This window comes from Citrobacter sp. CK198, from assembly GCF_030333295.1.
Classification (GTDB): Bacteria; Pseudomonadota; Gammaproteobacteria; order Enterobacterales; family Enterobacteriaceae; genus Citrobacter_B; species Citrobacter_B koseri.
Window position 1 is genome coordinate 528,327 of the sequence record NZ_JAOWGE010000035.1, and the last position, 16,499, is coordinate 544,825.

Here is a 16,499-nt window from a genome sequence, read left to right on the forward strand (position 1 = left end):
CTCAGGCGGGTTTTACAACCCGCCCGCTTTTACGCCCGATAAATACCGCCATTAATATCAATCGTCGCGCCGGAGACGAAACCATCATATTCAGAGGCGAGGAAACAGATTACCCGGGCGACATCTTCAGGCGTACCGGCGCGCCCCAAAGGAATAGCCTGAATCGTCTGGTCGGCAGACGCCTGCGTCGTATGCTGATTATGAAAACGGGTGCCCAGAATCAATCCTGGGGCCACGGCGTTCACCCGAATGCCAGATTCGCCCAGTTCGGCGGCAAGTGAGCGCGTCCAGGTCAAGACGGCGCCTTTCGTGGTGGAATAAACCAGAGAGCCCGCATGGCCGCCGGAACGACCGGCTAATGACGCCAGATTCACAATGCTCGCCCCATCTGGCGAGGCTTTCAGCCAGGGTAACGCCTGCTGGGTGACATTGAGCATCGTGGTCATATTCACGTCAATAACGGTACGCCAGAACTGTGGTTCGATCTCGCCGAGCCATTTTCGGGCGATAATTCCACCAACGTTATTCACCAGAATATCGATGCCGCCAAGAAACGCCGCGCCCTGCGCAACGCACCGCGCGGCATCTTCCTCATTCGTTAAATCAGCATAACCGCAAGCCGCCCGGCCTCCCTTTTGCTCCGCAATGGCCATTAATTCTCGTGGGCCTTCTTCGCCGCTGAAATAATGAATATAGATATCACATCCGGCCTCAATTAATTTTCTGGCCGTTTCTTTACCAATACCCTGTTCCGCACCGGTAATAAAAACTTTTTTACCCACTAATGATCCCATTTCATACTCCACTTATTCAGATTTAAACATCGCCAGGCGATAACCTGTCGCGTTACTGCTATTTTCAGCGCGCGGACATCCCCGCCACTGAGCGTGGCGAATATCCGTAATGAATAATCAGTAGCCTGCCAGTCCAGGCAACCAGGTGGTTAATGGCGGTGCCATCGCCACAATGATGATGCCGACGAAAACAACCGCCAGATATTTCGCCATTGGCCGAATAACATGTTTCATCTCCACACCGCAGATGGCGCAGGTGGTATACAGCCCTAATCCAATCGGCGGTGAAAATAAGCCAAAGCCCATCGCCAGAATCATGACAATACCGAAATGCAGCGGGTTAAACCCAAGCTGAATGGCGATTGGCACCAGGATAGGGGCGAAAATGATCAACGCTGGCGCACCTTCCAGAACCGCGCCAAAGATAATCAGAATCACAATGGTCAACAGCAGGAACAGCCAGGCGCCCTGCTCCATTCCAATCCCCACCAGCAGTTCAGCAATTTGCTGCGGAATCATCTGTATCGTCAGCGCATAAGAAAGGCTGGTCGCGCAGGCGACGATGAACAGCAGTACGCCGGACATGGCCGCGATATCAATAAACATTTTCACCGTCGCTTTCAGCGTCAGCTCGCGAAACGCCAGACGACCGACAACGATGGCGTAAATCACCGCAAAGGCAGAGATTTCTGTCGAGGTCGCAATCCCCATCATCACCCCACGGCCAATCATAAAGATCATGACCAGCCCCACGGCGGCGCCAAGGTAGAGCTGCGCACGCGGGCGTAAAACCGGGTAAGCCTCGCTGACGTTAATTTTTCCGCCGAAACGATTGGCCGCGATCATCAGCAGTACCAGCAGGCAGACGGCGGGAACCAGGCCGGCGATAAACAGCGCGCCGATGGAGATATTCGCCACAAACCCCATGACGATCAGGTTTACGCACGGAGGAATGGTCTCCGCCATCACCGCCGATGCGGCGAACACCCCTGCGGCCTCTTCGCTGTCCTGCTTAGCGCGACGCACCGCAGGCATCAAGACACCGCCCACCGCGGCGACATCCGCCAGTTTGGAACCGGAAATCCCGGAGAAGAAGGCCATCGACAGCACGGTCGTCATGTTTAACCCGCCGCGAAAGCGCCCCATCCCGCGCACAATCAGCTCAACCAGACGCGTTGACATCCCGTTGATTTCCATTGCCGCCCCGGCAAGTAAAAAGAACGGAATCGCCAGCAGAACGAAGTGATCCACCCCGGCGGCAACCTGCTGAGAGAAAAAGACAAACGGTAACGACGGATCGCAAATAAAGAACACCATTGCGGACATGCCCAGCGTAAACGCGATAGGCACACCGGCCAGGATACCCAGCGCAAAACAGATCAGCATCAGTCCCGCCGCCGCGCTGGCCGGATCGGCCATCAGCGAGAGTTTCAGATACCCCAGCGCCGCCAGCACCAGGATTCCGCCGCCGCTGAGCAGAACAACCCGCGCGCGTTCATGCAGCGCATGTTCCAGCGCGGCCACCATCATTACCACGGAACCGATCAACACCGGGATAACGTAAATCGTCTGCGGCAGGCCGGTCTCGGTCGTTTGTACCCGCGCGGCCTGCACCAGGTCATAGCTGGAAATCACCAGCCCCACCGACACCAGAAACAGCACCCAACGACTGGCATGGATAACATAAGGGCGCACCTGCTCGGGCAAAAAACGCAGGAACAGATCGACGCCAATATGCCCGCCTCTGCCTGTGGACGTGGCCACGCCAAAAAAGACGAGGGCAATCATCAGCGCACGCGCCACCTCTTCCGCCCAGTGAATCGGTGAATGCAATGCGTAGCGCCAGATAACTGATGCGAATACCACCAGTACGTTGATAAACAGCACCAGTGCCCCGGCCCAGGATGTTAAGGTCGTTAAGCCTCTGCTCAGTCGGCCTAACAGCATCAGCAAAGCATTTTCATCCTTTGCTTTCATAGAGATATCTGCCATGTTGGACTCCTTTCATGGGCTTACCGGGTGATACCGCCGACCCACCCCAAAACCGGCTGAATCGGCGGCTCACGTATTACGACTTATCGCCTGGCGCCGCGGCGGTAATCTCATCAACAATCGGTTTCATATCAGGATATTGATCGAGGAATGCCTTCCAGACCGGCTGCACCTGCTGCGCAAAGTACGCGCGATCGGTCTCGCGGAATGTCACCCCTTTGGCTTCCAGGTTTTTAATCGCTTCCTGCTCTTTCTGGCTTGCCTGCTGGCGCTCGTACTCTGTGGCTTCCTGCGCCGCCGCAAGGACGTCGGCCCGCAGCGCTTCTGGAATTTGCTCGAAGCTCTTCTTATTCATGGCGATCATCAGCGGGTTAAAGCTATGGCGGGTCAGGGTGCCATTCTTGATAATTTCATAATATTTGCTGGAGTAGATGGTCGGCGCATCATGTTCAACGCCGTCGATAACGCCCATTTGCAGACTGGAATAGACCTCGCCGCCCGGCATCGGAATCGCCACCGCGCCCATATGATTCAGCGTGGCGATAAAGTTAGGCACTGGCAGAACGCGGATTTTCAGATTCTTTAAATCTTCAGGTTTTTCAATGGCCTTTTTGGTATACACGTTACGCGCGCCTAAGTTATAGCCATAACCCAGCACCATAACGTTGGCTTTATTCAGCATTAACGCAGAAAGCTGCTCGCCCGCTTTTCCGTCCAGCGTTTTGCCAACCTGGTCGTAATCTTTAAACAGATAACCCAGATCCAGAACGCCGATTTCAGGCACCAGCGTGGCCCAAATCGAGGTGCCGGAGATCATCATATTGATTGCGCCAATGCGTACCTGCTGCGTGGCATCGGCCTCTTTTCCTAACATCCCGTTGGCGAAATAGTTGAGCTTAATTTGCCCTTTCAATTTTTCGTTTTTGTTCAGGTTCTCCTGAAAACGGGTAAACCAGATATAGTGCGCGGAGGAATCATCCCCGGGCAAAGAGGAGTAAACGCGAAAATTAAGCGCTGCCTGAGCAAAAGAAGTCACCACACTGCCCGCTATCAGCGCGGTACTTAAGCAAGCTAAAGCTAAAAAACGTCTGGTCGAACGAAGCTGTTTTATTTCCATCATGATTGTCCTTCCACATACCATTAGGGTAGCGATAACGCCGTCTGGCACCGCTAAATCGCCAGGAGAGTAAATGAGAAAAACTGCTGTATGTTTCTTCTGTAACGTTTTAGTGTAACGTTACAGAAACTATCCGCCTCCCTGTACAAAAGCAAGTCGCTTCCTTTCATCAGTGGGAGTGATATGTGAATTTTGTGGCGGACATCGCTAATTCGCGCAGGTACGTTACATCGTTAAAACGACATCATTGCTGTTTAGTCACTGTTTAGCGCAGAAGGAAGCGACGGGAGAGAAAAAAGAGGAAAAGGGTTGGTGAATGGGGGGCGTCAGTCAACGCAGGAGTGCCGTCGTTATCTGGCGGCACTCCTTTACGCTTTACCGTTCAGAGATATAGCGGGCGACCGTCGCTTTCGCGCCGTTTTCCAGCAGCGACAGGTAAGCCTGCGTTACCTGCGCCACAAACAGCGGCTCATGCGGTAATTCGTTCCCGAAAATGGCCTCCACGCCCAGCAGCGCTTTTACCCGCGCCTCGCCTTCCGCGCTCTGCATCACCGCATTCTGCAAGACCGGCAACAGCGGATCGCTGACGTCAATACGGTTTCCCTGTTCGTCCACCCCGCCGACGTAACGCATCCAGCCCGCAACGCCCAGCGCCAGCAGATCAAAACGATGGTGGTGAACCAGGTGCCAGCGAACGGAATCCAGCATGCGCTGCGGCAGTTTCTGGCTGCCGTCCATCGCAATCTGCCAGGTACGGTGACGCAGTCCCGTGTTGCTGTAGCGCGCAATCAGCATATCGGCATAGCGAGTGAGATCCACCCCCGTCACGTTCAGCGTCGGCGCCTGCTCTTCCAGCATCAGCGCCCTCGCGGCGCGTCGGAAGTGCTCATCTTCCATACACTCATTAATGTGCTGATAGCCGGAAAGATAACCCAGATAAGCGAGGAAAGAGTGGCTGCCATTAAGCATACGCAGCTTCATCTCTTCAAACGGCAGCACGTCAGCCACCAGTTCGGCTCCGGCCTTTTCCCATTCCGGGCGGCCTGCGACAAAGTTATCCTCGATAACCCACTGGCGGAATGGCTCGCAGGCCACGCCTGCCGGGTCGCGCACGCCGGTAAGCTGTTCAATCTTATCCAGCGTTTCCGCCGTCATCGCCGGGACGATACGATCCACCATCGTGGAGGGGAACGTCACGTTCTGCGCAATCCAGGCAGCCAGCCCGGCATCAACGGCTTGCGCATAGGCGCATATTACGTTGCGCATAACATGACCGTTTTCCGGCATATTGTCGCAGGACATCACGGTAAACGCCGGGAGACCCGCCGCTCTGCGGCGCGCCAGCGCGGCGACAATAACGCCCGGCGCTGATTTTGGCTGCTGAGGGTTTTGCAGATCGGCAACGATAGCCGGGTGATCGAGCATCAACTGGCCGGTAGCCGGAGAGTGACAGTAACCTTTTTCCGTGATCGTCAACGATACAATGGCAACCTGCGGCTCGCACATGGCAGCCAGCACCGTTTCCAGGCCATCCACCTGCGCATGCAGCGCGTTCTTCACTACGCCAACCACGCGGGCGGTCCAGGCATCGGCCGACATTTCCGCCACCGTATAGAGGCGATCCTGATTTTTCAGATCGGCGATCTGCTGCTCGCCGCCAATCAGGTTAACTTCGGTGTATCCCCAGTCGCTGCCGTGTTCCGCAGCCAGAATATCCGCATAAACGGCCTGATGCGCACGATGAAACGCGCCGAATCCCAGGTGAACAATTCGCGGAACCAGCGCGTTGCGATCCCAGTTCGGAACGGTGGCATTCGCGTGTAATAGCTTATTTTGCATCTTTCTACTCACTGTATAAAAAGAGGGATTGGCGGCAGCAGGCCTATTGCGCCCTTGCTGCCGCCAGGCTGTATCAGCTCAGTATGGAGGTGGGTTCAGCGGGCTTTACCCGTTCAGGCGCGCTTTGACACCAGAGCGAGTCATAGCTGTAGCCCGTCAGGTCTTCCACAATATGGCGGGCTTCCGGCGTCACATCCTGTTTAAGACCGTCCGCTTTGAGACGTTCAATTTCGTCCACGAAAATTTTGTGCGTGCGCTTATTCAGATGGAAGGTCAGCGCTTGCCACAGTGCAATGATCAGAAGCCCGGCCGTACCAACGAACAGCAGCATGGCAATAGTCGTGATCGCTTCCTGCGGCTGCGTCTGGCTGCCTTTCACGAAGCCGCCGCTTTGCAGAAGCAGGCCCACGGCAAAGGTCGCAATAGCTACCGTTGTCTTACGGGAGAACGTCATGACGGCGGCAAACAGCCCTTCACGGCGCTGACGGGTGATCATTTCGTCAATGTCCGGGATGAACGGGAACACGTTCCACGGCGTGAACTCCAGAATGCAGCGCCCGACCTGGTAAACCCCGGCGAGAATCACCAACAATACGATTTTGTTGTCGGTCGGGAACTGGTAAACCAGGAAGAACCCGCCCAGGCACAGCATCATCAGGCTGTAGGAGAAGACATAGAGGCGAGAAGGGCCATATTTAATAATCGCCACGCCCGCCGCCAGCGTGACCGGCAAGCCGACGATACTCATCGACAGCAATGTTCCCGCCAGCGAGGATGAAACATTCAGGCAGTAGACGCAGAAAAAGACGAATACGGTGTTGTAGACATCCTTGGCGGTAAAGGAGAAGAGATAGATCGCCAGATGTTTACGGAACGCGCGCACTTTTAACGTTGAGGCATACTCTTTGAACAGGTTGCCAAACGCCGCCAGTTTTTCGCCAGCGGTCATCGGCTGACGCTCTTTTTCCATTTCCGCCAGCATTTCCGGCGTCAGTTCACGTTCCCAGGTCACTTTCCAGGAGATAAACACACAGACCGTAAACAGCACGGCAAATACAACGCCGTTGATCAGATATGCATCCGCGTTGTTTTCACCCAGCCAGCCGATCAGCAGGCCCGGAATAAAGGTGGCAAGGAACGTCCCGGATGCCGACAGGAACATGCGGCACGTTGACAGTTTGGTACGGTCATTGAAGTCTTTGGTCATCTCAGACGGCAGCGTTTCCCACGGGATCAGCACCATAGCGGCGATAATCTCAAAGGCCAGATATACCGCGAGGTAGAACCAGAAGTTCATGCCGTTCATCCATAACAGGATATAAACCAGCATGAGTGGCGCGCCAATGAGCAGGAAGAAACGGCGGCGGCCAAATTTCTTGCCCAAATAATGCTTATAGAAATGGTCCGTGAAGCTGCCCATAAACAGGCTCACGATCGCATCGACAATACGCGCGATCGCCACAATAGACGCCGCTTCAATCGGCGACAGACCAACAAAGGTGGTATAGAAGAAAAGCAGCCAGGCACCGATAACGGTAAATGCGCCGCCCCCCATGATATCCGTCAGGCCGTAGCCGATACTGACGGGAATGGTGACTTTTCTGTTCTTACGGGTCATCGTTTATTCCTGCATCAGTCTTATCGAAAACGGAAATAGCGGCGGGCGTTATCCACGCAGATGCCACGAATCATATTATTGAGGATCGCATCGTCCTCCGGCACTTCCCCTCTTTCGACCCACCCGCCAATCAAATCACAGAGGATTCGGCGGAAATAATCGTGTCGGGTATAGGAGACAAAGCTGCGGGAATCCGTCAGCATACCAATAAAGTTAGAGAGTAATCCCTGATCGGCAAGCGCATTGAGCTGATTCACCATGCCGCGTCGCGTATCGTTAAACCACCAGCCGGAGCCAAATTGCAGCGGGGATTTCACGCCATCTTCACCGCTCTGGAAATTAGCGATGGTGGAGGCAACCACATCGTTATAGCTGGCGTTGAGGTTATAGAGGATCGTTTTCGGCAGACCGTTGTTTTCCGCCATTGCGTTCAGCAGACCATTCAGGCTTTCCGCAAGGTGCGTCTGATCGCCAATGGAATCAAAGCCACAGTTAATGCCGATTTTTTCGAACATTGGCGTGTTGTTGTTGCGAATCGCGCCAAAGTGAATCTGCATTGCCCAATCGCGCTGTTTGTACATTTTGGCTAAGGCGACAAAAATAAGGCTATCCCAGGCCTGAAGTTCATCTTCAGTCAGCGCATCACCTGCCAGTCGGCGCTGGAACAGCGAGGCCTGCCCGGCAGCATCAAGCGGGCGAAAACGAACGGCCAGCGGCCCATGATCCGACACCCGGCAACCCGTGCTGTGGAAAAAATCGACGCGAGCTTCAAGCGCCGCGAGAAACTCATTCAGAGTGGTAATGGTTTTTCCGGTTTTCTGCGACAGACGAGAAACAAACGTCAGGAAACGATCGGGATGCGTTTCAAACAGTTCATCGGGACGGAAGGTCGGCAGCACGAGCGTTGAAAAATCACGCTTTTCCGCCAGTCGCTGATGATATTCCAGATCGTCAAGCGGCCCATCGGTTGTGCAAAGCGCTTCAACATTTGAACGGGTAATTAACGCCTGCGGTAAAAAATCATCGCGACGTAATTGTTCATTACACTGCGCCATAATCGTGCGCCAGTTCTTACTGTTTAGCGTTTCCTCAATCGCGAAATAATATTTCAGTTCAAGATGAGTCCAGTGATACAGCGGATTACCAAAACTGGCCTCAACGGTTTGCGCCCACGCTTCAAATTTTTCCTCTGAAGAGGCATCGCCGGTAATTTTCCGCTCGGGTATGCCATTGGCGCGCATCGCCCGCCATTTATAATGGTCCCCTTCCAGCCAAAGCTGGGTAATATCGGCAAAAGGTTTGTTTTCCCAAATCGCTTTCGCTTCAAGATGGCAGTGATAGTCAATAATAGGTAACGTCTTAGCCAGCTCAGAATACAACCGCTGACCCGGTTCGTTATTTATCATAAAACTTTTATTTATCATGGACATAATTACTCCGCACAAAGGGATGGCTTTTGCTAAAACGTCCCCAGGTTGAGGCTAAAATCGGTGTATGACAGGTACTTAATAGCCCCGACATTACCCCTCCCGCCCATTTAAAGTCTACTACCATACAAGTGTAATTAAGAAATTTGTGACTTAAATCATGTTATGCAACTTTCAATAAAAAAATCACTTTCAGTCGTAATGGCGTGTATTAATCCCTGTGCTATAGCGGTTATTTTCACGATAAACGACAAATAAGAACAAACTGATCATTATATTTTACAAAATTAAAACACTTACCGGAAATAAGCTTTCCAGTAAAAGCTTCCCCTTAACGGAAATGTATATTCCTGGCGGCATTTAATCTTTTTTCTACGGTAAGGTTGATCAAATTGTCATTACTGAATATGCTAGTCAATACTAGTATGGTATGAAGTCAAATATACGAAATACGCAATAAGATAAGAAAGGCGGACAAAGAATGCAGATGACAATGCGCTGGTTTGGGCCACAGGAAGACAAAATCCCGTTGGAATACATTCGCCAGGTGCCGGGTGTAGAAGGCGTCGTCGGGGCGCTCTATGATGTCGCCCCTGGAGAAGTGTGGCCGGTTGAAAAAATTAAGGCGCTGGTTGAGCAGGCGCACGCTGCGGGCCTGAAGATGGAAGTCATCGAAAGCGTCAATATCCACGATGACATCAAAATCGGCACCCCGGAACGCGATCGCTATATTGAGAATTACAAGCAGACGATCCGCAACCTGGCGGGCTTTGGCATAAAGGTCATCTGTTATAACTTCATGCCGGTCTTCGACTGGATGAAAACGGACATGAACTACGTCCTGCCGGACGGTTCTCTGACGATGGCCTTTGAAAAACATGGCATTGATAAGACGCTGGAAGAGGTCGTAAAAGAGGTTCTGGATAACTCCAACGGTTTCGCATTACCGGGATGGGAACCTGAGCGCCTGGCTAAAGTGCAGGAATTATTCGCGCGCTACAGTGGGGTGGATGACGACAAGCTGCGGGAAAACCTGTTTTATTTCCTCCGGGAGATTATTCCCGTGTGCGAAGAAGTGGGCGTGAAAATGGCCATTCACCCGGACGATCCGCCGTATTCTATTTTCGGCCTTCCGCGCGTGGTCAAAAACCACGCCGACCTGGCGATGATTTGCGATGCCGTTGACTCTCCGGCGAATGGCATCACCCTCTGTACCGGTTCGATCGCGGAAGATCCAGAAAATAACGTCTATGAAATCCTGGCTGAATTCACGCGTCGCAAGCGCCTCCATTTTGCGCACGTACGCAACATTAAGCTGATCAAAGATAAAGACTTCTACGAGTCGGCTCACCCTTCGCAGTACGGTTCGCTGGACATGTACCGCGTAATGCAGGCGCTCCACGATAACGGCTTTGATGGCTATATCCGCCCGGATCACGGTCGCTTTATCTGGGGAGAAACGGGACGCCCAGGCTATGGTCTTTACGACCGCGCGCTCGGCGTCACTTACCTGTCAGGTCTCTGGGAAGCGCTGGAGAAAAAATAAAGTCCGTTGTGAATCACGATGTAACGAGATAAAAAACCCGCCATTTTGCGGGTTTTTACTTGCCGTACCCCTCAATATCACCGCTTTTCTCACCAAAGTTGATCCAGACGCTATTTTACGAAAAAACGCTTGATGCAAAAATTAATCTTGATGATAATCATTCTTGTTATCATGTTTATTATCATTTTCATAACGGATGCGCCCGCTATGCATAACACTATGGCTGCAATAATAAAAAACAACGCTCCGCTTTCTCCTTCAGGCACCAAACGCCAGATAGACAGCAAAGTATTGCTCGGCGAAGAAGGCTGGGTACTGATTGAGCATAAGGGTGAACATTATCTGCTCCGCCAGACGCAATCCGGGAAACTGATCCTGACTAAATAAATAACCAATTTCGCCAGCCACCCAGGTCTCCCCCCAGGCAGCCAGCACTTTTCAATTTCCTTATGGAGAGTTGTTATGTTACGCCTGCAATCTGCCTCTTTGCGCCCATCTCTGCTGGCGCTGGCAATCGTTAGCACCCTGCCAGGGGCGGCTTACGCGACCACAGACGATATCACCGTCACTGCGACCGGTAATGTGCGCAGCACCTTTGAAGCCCCCATGATGGTGAGCGTTATCGATACGTCTGATCCCGAAAACCAGACTGCCAGCTCGGCAGCCGATCTGCTGCGTCCTGTTCCAGGGATCACCCTGAGCGGAAGCGGGCGAACCAACGGCCAGGATATCAGTATGCGTGGCTATGATCGTCGCGGCGTACTGATTCTGGTGGACGGCGTTCGTCAGGGAACCGATACCGGGCACCTCAACAGCACCTTCCTCGATCCGGCGTTGATCAAACGTATTGAGATCGTTCGCGGCCCTTCCGCACTGCTGTACGGCAGCGGCGCGCTGGGCGGCGTGATCTCTTATGAAACCGCCGATGCGAAAGATCTGCTTCAGGAAGGCCAGAACAGCGGTTTCCGCGTCTTTGGTACTGGCGGCACCGGCGATCACAGTCTGGGAATGGGCGCCAGCGCCTTTGGCCGAACCGATAACCTTGATGGACTGGTGGCATGGTCCAGCCGCGATCGTGGCGACCTGCGCCAGGGCGACGGCTCCACGGCGCCAAATGATGAATCGATCAATAACATGCTGGCAAAAGGCACCTGGTATATTAACGATGCGCAGGCGCTGAGTGGGTCATTACGTTACTACAACAACGACGCGCAAGAGCCGAAGAACCCACAAACGATTGATGCCTCCACCAGCAACCCTCTTGTGGATCGCTCGACCATCCAGCGCGACATGCAGCTCTCTTACAGGATCGCGCCGCAGGGCAACGACTGGCTGAATGCCGATGCTAAAGTGTACTGGTCTGAAGCGCGCATCAACGCCCAGAACGTCGATAACACGGGCGAATTTCGCAAACAAACCACCAAAGGCGGAAAAGTTGAAAACCGCACGCGTCTCTTCAGCGACGCTTTCGCCTCTCACCTGCTGACGTATGGCGGAGAGTATTACCGTCAGGAGCAAAAACCCGGCGGCGTGACAACCGGCTTCCCGGAAGCAAAAATCGACTTCAGCTCCGGCTGGTTGCAGGATGAAATCACCCTTCGCGACCTGCCCGTCACCCTGCTGGGCGGCACGCGTTACGACAACTACCGCGGCAGCAGCGACGGCTATGACGATGTTGATGCCGATAAATGGTCATCCCGCGCCGGGTTAACCGTCAGCCCGACGGACTGGCTGATGCTGTTTGGCTCTTACGCCCAGGCATTCCGCGCGCCGACAATGGGTGAAATGTATAACGATGCAAAACACTTCTCCATTGGCAGCTTCTACACTAACTACTGGGTGCCAAACCCTAACCTGCGCCCGGAAACCAACGAAACGCAGGAGTACGGTTTTGGTCTGCGTTTCGACAATCTGATGCTGTCCAACGATGCGCTGGAGTTCAAAGCCAGCTACTTTGATACCAAAGCAAAAGATTACATCTCCACGACCGTCGATTTCGCCGCCGCGACCACCATGTCTTACAACGTCCCGAACGCCAAAATCTGGGGCTGGGATGTGATGACGAAATATACCGCTGATCTGTTCAGCCTCGACGTGGCCTACAACCGCACCCGTGGGAAAGACAAGGATACCGGAGAGTATATCTCCAGCATTAACCCGGATACCGTCACCAGTAAGCTGAATATTCCCGTCGCGCAGAGCGGCTTCTCCGTTGGCTGGGTAGGAACGTTTGCCGATCGCTCAACGCATATCAGCAGCGAATACAGCAAACAGCCGGGTTATGCCGTCAACGACTTTTACGTTAGCTACCAGGGACAGCAGGCGCTGAAAGGCATGACCACCACGCTGGTGTTGGGTAACGCCTTCGATAAAGAGTACTGGTCGCCGCAGGGCATCCCGCAGGACGGGCGCAACGGCAAGATTTTCGTGAGCTATCAATGGTAATCACCCGCCCCGGTTCGCCGGGGCAAACACTGGAAGGAAGAGACAATGAACCACTACACACGCTGGCTTGAGCTAAAAGAACAACATCCTGGTAAGTACGCGCGTGACATCGCTGGTTTACTGGGGATCAGCGAGGCGGAGCTGACGTTTGCCCGCGTCGGTCATGACGCATGGCGGCTGCGCGGCGACACGCGTGAAATTTTCGCGGCGCTGGAATCCGTTGGCGAAACAAAATGCATCTGCCGCAACGAGTATGCGGTACACGAGCAGGTCGGCGCATTCACCAATCAACACCTGAGCGGTCACGCCGGGCTGGTACTGAACCCACGCGCGCTCGATCTGCGCTTATTTTTAAATCAATGGGCCAGCGTGTTCCACATTAAGGAAGCGACCGCCCGCGGCGAGCGCCAGAGTATTCAGTTCTTTGATCATCAGGGCGATGCGCTCCTGAAGGTGTATGCCACAGACAACACCGACACCGCCGCCTGGGACGAGCTTCTGCAACATTTTATCGTGACCGAGAATGCGCCGCTGGCGCTGAAAGCGGCTGAACCCCCTGTTAACGAAACGGCTGCCGATGCCGTGACCGTTGACAGAGAGTGGCGCGCGATGACCGACGTTCACCAGTTCTTCACGCTGCTCAAGCGCCATAACCTGACCCGCCAGCAGGCTTTTGAACGGGTCGCTGACGATCTGGCCTGCAAGGTGCCGAACAGCGCGCTGGCGCAGCTCCTCGACGCCGCCCTTAAAGACGGCAATGAAATCATGGTGTTCGTCGGCAACAGAGGCTGCGTGCAAATTTTCACCGGCGTGGTCGAAAAAGTCGTGCCGATGAAAGGCTGGCTGAATATTTTCAACCCGACGTTTACGCTGCATCTGCTGGAAGAGACGATTGCCGAGACCTGGATAACCCGCAAACCTACCGCAGACGGCCACGTCACCAGTCTGGAACTCTTTGCGCATGACGGCACGCAAATCGCTCAGCTTTACGGTCAGCGTACGGAAGGCGAACCAGAACAGACACAGTGGCGCAAACAGATTGAGGCGCTGATGCCAAAAGGGCTGGCGGCATGAAAAAACTGCTTGCCCTGATTGCCGCCCTGCCGCTGACGGTTCTTGCCGCGAAACAGGATAAGATCGTCGCGCTCGGCGGAGATGTCACCGAGATCGTGTACGCGCTCGGCGCACAGTCTTCGCTGGTCGCCCGCGACAGCACCAGCCAGTGGCCGCCGGAGGCCACTGCCCTGCCGGATGTGGGGTATCTGCGCCAGCTAAATGCCGAAGGTATCCTCGCCACGCGTCCCGATCTTGTGCTGGCAAGCAGCCAGGCTCAGCCCTCGCTGGTACTCAAACAGGTCGAGCAAAGTCATGTTCGGGTCATTACCGTACCGAGCCGCAACGACCTGCGCGTCATCGACGAGAAAGTGCAGGTCATCGCCAACGCCACCGACCGGGTGGCTGAAGGCAAGGCGCTGCGCCAGACGCTGAATAAAGAGATTTCCGCGCTGCCGACCACGCCGCTCAATAAGCGGGTGCTGTTTATTCTTAACCACGGCGGAATGAGCGCGATGGCCGCCGGACAGCAAACGGGAGCGGATGCCGCCATTCGCGCGGCAGGGCTACAAAATGCGATGCAGGGCGTCTCCCGCTATCAGCCGCTCTCACAGGAAGGCGTGATCGCCAGCCGGCCCGATCTGGTGGTGATTCCCCAGGAGGGATTAACGGCGATGGGCGGCGAAGAGAATCTCTGGAAGTTACCGGGACTGGCGCAGACCCCTGCCGGGCGCAATAAGCAGGTGTTCGCGGTTGATGATATGGCGCTGCTCGGTTTTAGCGTGCGTACGCCTCAGGCGATTCAGCAGCTACGCGCGAAAGCGGAGTCATTGCCCTGATGCCACGGCGGATCACGCTTTCTCTGTATACGCTGGCGCTGATGCTGGCAGTGGTGACGGTCGTGGCAAGCGGTTTTGGCGCATTACGCCTGCCGCTCAGCCTGCTCTGGCATGACGGCGACGACGCGTTACGCCAGATCTGGTTCAACATTCGTCTGCCCCGGGTTCTGCTCGCGCTGGTGATTGGTGGCTCGCTGGCGCTGGCCGGGTGCGTGATGCAGGGGCTCTTTCGCAACCCCCTCGCCGATCCGGGACTGCTCGGCATCAGCAGCGGCGCGGCGTTAGCCGTTGCGCTGTGGGTCGTCCTTCCGCTCACGCTGCCTCCCCTGATTATGCTGTATGCGCCGATGCTGGCGGCATTCATTGGCGCGCTCATCGCAACAGTCGTTATTTTCCTGCTCAGCCGACAGCGGGACAGTTCGCTCTCCCGGCTGCTGCTGGTCGGCATCGCCATTAATGCGCTATGCGGCGCGGCGGTGGGCGTGTTGTCGTGGATCAGCAATGACACCCAGCTACGCCAGCTCTCGCTATGGGGAATGGGCAGCCTTGGCCAGGCGCAGTGGTCAACGCTGCTGGCGGTCGCCTCTTTGATGATCCCAACGGTATTTCTCATCTGGCGTCTTGCTGGCGCGCTTAACCTGCTGCAACTGGGAGAGGAAGAGGCGCATTACCTGGGCGTCGATGTCCGGGTTGTTCAGCGAATCCTGCTGATCTGTAGCGCGTTGCTGGTGGCGGCGGCTGTCGCCGTCAGCGGCGTGATCGGTTTTATCGGTCTGGTCGTGCCGCATCTGATACGGATGTGGCTAGGGGCAGACCATCGTGCGGTGATCCCCGGCTCCGTGCTGGCGGGCGCCTTTCTGCTGCTGATTGCCGATACCATCGCCCGAACGCTGGTTGCCCCGGCTGAAATGCCGGTCGGGCTGCTGACCAGTATTCTGGGCGCGCCGTGGTTCCTGTGGCTTATTTTCCGCCGGGGAGGTCAGTATGGCTGAACGTTTTCTCGCTGACAGCGTCAGCTACGCCGCTGCGGGCAGAACAATTATTCGCGATATCTCGCTCTCCCTGACCCAGGGAGAACTGCTGGCATTAATTGGCCCCAACGGTGCCGGGAAATCGACGCTGTTAAGGCTGCTCACCGGTTATCTCACTCCGGCAGACGGACGTTGCCTGCTGGCCGGCAAACCGCTTGAGCAATGGCCTGCGCAGACGCTGTCCCGCTACCGCGCGGTCATGCTTCAGCAAACGCGAATGGGGTTCGACTGGCCCGTTGAGGCCGTAATCGGCATGGGGCGAATGCCCTGGACGCAGCAGCCCGAACCGGCGGTGATTCATCAGGTGATGCAGCTTACGGAATGTTTGCCGCTGGCGGGAAGACGCTACGCTTCCTTGTCCGGCGGCGAACAGCAGCGCGTACAGCTGGCGCGCGCGCTGGCGCAGCTATGGTGCGACGGCTCCCCACGCGGCTGGCTTTTTCTTGATGAGCCCACCTCCGCGCTGGATCTGTTCCATCAGCAGCATTTACTGCGGTTGCTGAAAACGCTGACCCGTAAGGGCCATCTGCATGTTTGCATCGTGCTGCACGATCTCAACCTGGCGGCCCTGTGGGCGGATCGAATCGTGTTGCTGCATGGCGGCAACATCGTTGCCGAAGGCGCACCCGCCGAGGTTCTGCAAGCCGATACGCTAACCCGCTGGTACGGCGCGGAAGTCCACGTCGGAACACACCCGACAAGCGGCGGGCCGCAGATCTTCCTCGCGCCTTAACCGGGAAATGCCGGATAGCGGCTTCGCCTTATCCGGCAGACAATTCTGCGGAGAATCGCTTTCCT

At 55.2% G+C, this 16,499-nt stretch carries 13 protein-coding genes; 7 read left to right on the plus strand and 6 right to left on the minus strand.

The window, feature by feature from the left end; genetic code table 11:
* Nucleotides 1-29: 29 nt before the first annotated feature.
* The 6 genes from OGY62_RS20320 to uxaC all read right to left on the minus strand — a co-directional run bounded on the left by OGY62_RS20320 (nt 30) and on the right by uxaC (nt 8,790).
* The gene (locus OGY62_RS20320; RefSeq protein ID WP_012134502.1) at nt 30-794 is read right to left on the minus strand and encodes an SDR family NAD(P)-dependent oxidoreductase; all 765 of its coding nucleotides are present in this window, start codon (nt 792-794) and stop codon (nt 30-32) included.
* A gap of 117 nt (nt 795-911) precedes the next feature.
* The gene (locus tag OGY62_RS20325) at nt 912-2,786 is read right to left on the minus strand and encodes a TRAP transporter large permease (RefSeq protein WP_012134503.1); all 1,875 of its coding nucleotides are present in this window, start codon (nt 2,784-2,786) and stop codon (nt 912-914) included.
* Between the two features lie 76 nt (nt 2,787-2,862).
* Nucleotides 2,863-3,906 (minus strand): TRAP transporter substrate-binding protein, encoded by a 1,044-nt coding sequence (locus OGY62_RS20330; protein ID WP_012134504.1) that lies wholly within the window; start codon nt 3,904-3,906, stop codon nt 2,863-2,865.
* Nucleotides 3,907-4,278: 372 nt separating this feature from the next.
* Nucleotides 4,279-5,742: a mannitol dehydrogenase family protein gene (locus tag OGY62_RS20335; RefSeq protein ID WP_049011920.1), complete on the minus strand. Its 1,464-nt coding sequence runs from the start codon at nt 5,740-5,742 to the stop codon at nt 4,279-4,281.
* Between the two features lie 73 nt (nt 5,743-5,815).
* A complete protein-coding gene (locus tag OGY62_RS20340; RefSeq protein ID WP_047459551.1) occupies nt 5,816-7,360 on the minus strand; it encodes an MFS transporter in 1,545 nt (514 codons plus the stop codon).
* Nucleotides 7,361-7,380: 20 nt separating this feature from the next.
* A complete protein-coding gene (uxaC, locus tag OGY62_RS20345; protein ID WP_286460468.1) occupies nt 7,381-8,790 on the minus strand; it encodes a glucuronate isomerase in 1,410 nt (469 codons plus the stop codon).
* A 478-nt stretch (nt 8,791-9,268) separates the two neighbouring features.
* On the opposite strand from uxaC, the gene uxuA reads away from it, so the two are divergent.
* The 7 genes from uxuA to OGY62_RS20380 all read left to right on the plus strand — a co-directional run bounded on the left by uxuA (nt 9,269) and on the right by OGY62_RS20380 (nt 16,434).
* Complete coding sequence (gene uxuA, locus OGY62_RS20350; RefSeq protein WP_012134508.1) at nt 9,269-10,333, plus strand: mannonate dehydratase; 1,065 nt, start codon at nt 9,269-9,271, stop codon at nt 10,331-10,333.
* Between the two features lie 150 nt (nt 10,334-10,483).
* Nucleotides 10,484-10,720, plus strand: a complete 237-nt coding sequence (gene hemP, locus OGY62_RS20355) for a hemin uptake protein HemP (protein WP_077956852.1) — start codon at nt 10,484-10,486, stop codon at nt 10,718-10,720.
* A 75-nt stretch (nt 10,721-10,795) separates the two neighbouring features.
* Nucleotides 10,796-12,778 carry a TonB-dependent hemoglobin/transferrin/lactoferrin family receptor gene (locus OGY62_RS20360; RefSeq protein WP_286460469.1) on the plus strand — a complete coding sequence of 661 codons (1,983 nt, stop codon included), beginning with the start codon at nt 10,796-10,798 and terminating at the stop codon, nt 12,776-12,778.
* Nucleotides 12,779-12,823: 45 nt separating this feature from the next.
* Nucleotides 12,824-13,852: a hemin-degrading factor gene (gene chuS / locus OGY62_RS20365; RefSeq protein ID WP_198447250.1), complete on the plus strand. Its 1,029-nt coding sequence runs from the start codon at nt 12,824-12,826 to the stop codon at nt 13,850-13,852.
* Entirely contained in the window at nt 13,849-14,670 is an 822-nt protein-coding gene (locus tag OGY62_RS20370; RefSeq protein WP_200076098.1) for a heme/hemin ABC transporter substrate-binding protein, read from the plus strand. The genes chuS and OGY62_RS20370 overlap by 4 nt, the downstream gene beginning before the upstream one ends.
* Nucleotides 14,670-15,662, plus strand: a complete 993-nt coding sequence (locus OGY62_RS20375) for a FecCD family ABC transporter permease (protein WP_047459566.1) — start codon at nt 14,670-14,672, stop codon at nt 15,660-15,662. Before OGY62_RS20370 ends, OGY62_RS20375 begins: the two co-directional genes overlap by 1 nt.
* Nucleotides 15,655-16,434, plus strand: coding sequence for a heme ABC transporter ATP-binding protein (locus OGY62_RS20380; RefSeq protein WP_286460471.1), 780 nt, complete (start codon nt 15,655-15,657; stop codon nt 16,432-16,434). Before OGY62_RS20375 ends, OGY62_RS20380 begins: the two co-directional genes overlap by 8 nt.
* The last annotated feature ends 65 nt before the right edge of the window (nt 16,435-16,499 follow it).

What these genes read in the sequence shown, in the direction of transcription:
- OGY62_RS20360 (WP_286460469.1), top strand. Translation starts at nt 10,796, where the DNA reads ATGTTACGCCTGCAATCTGCCTCTTTGCGCCCATCTCTGCTGGCGCTG.
- OGY62_RS20380 (WP_286460471.1), top strand. Translation starts at nt 15,655, where the DNA reads ATGGCTGAACGTTTTCTCGCTGACAGCGTCAGCTACGCCGCTGCGGGC.
- chuS (WP_198447250.1), top strand. Translation starts at nt 12,824, where the DNA reads ATGAACCACTACACACGCTGGCTTGAGCTAAAAGAACAACATCCTGGT.
- OGY62_RS20325 (WP_012134503.1), bottom strand. Translation starts at nt 2,786, where the DNA reads ATGGCAGATATCTCTATGAAAGCAAAGGATGAAAATGCTTTGCTGATG.
- uxuA (WP_012134508.1), top strand. Translation starts at nt 9,269, where the DNA reads ATGCAGATGACAATGCGCTGGTTTGGGCCACAGGAAGACAAAATCCCG.
- OGY62_RS20335 (WP_049011920.1), bottom strand. Translation starts at nt 5,742, where the DNA reads ATGCAAAATAAGCTATTACACGCGAATGCCACCGTTCCGAACTGGGAT.
- OGY62_RS20375 (WP_047459566.1), top strand. Translation starts at nt 14,670, where the DNA reads ATGCCACGGCGGATCACGCTTTCTCTGTATACGCTGGCGCTGATGCTG.
- OGY62_RS20330 (WP_012134504.1), bottom strand. Translation starts at nt 3,906, where the DNA reads ATGATGGAAATAAAACAGCTTCGTTCGACCAGACGTTTTTTAGCTTTA.
- hemP (WP_077956852.1), top strand. Translation starts at nt 10,484, where the DNA reads ATGATAATCATTCTTGTTATCATGTTTATTATCATTTTCATAACGGAT.
- OGY62_RS20340 (WP_047459551.1), bottom strand. Translation starts at nt 7,360, where the DNA reads ATGACCCGTAAGAACAGAAAAGTCACCATTCCCGTCAGTATCGGCTAC.
- OGY62_RS20370 (WP_200076098.1), top strand. Translation starts at nt 13,849, where the DNA reads ATGAAAAAACTGCTTGCCCTGATTGCCGCCCTGCCGCTGACGGTTCTT.
- OGY62_RS20320 (WP_012134502.1), bottom strand. Translation starts at nt 794, where the DNA reads ATGGGATCATTAGTGGGTAAAAAAGTTTTTATTACCGGTGCGGAACAG.
- uxaC (WP_286460468.1), bottom strand. Translation starts at nt 8,790, where the DNA reads ATGTCCATGATAAATAAAAGTTTTATGATAAATAACGAACCGGGTCAG.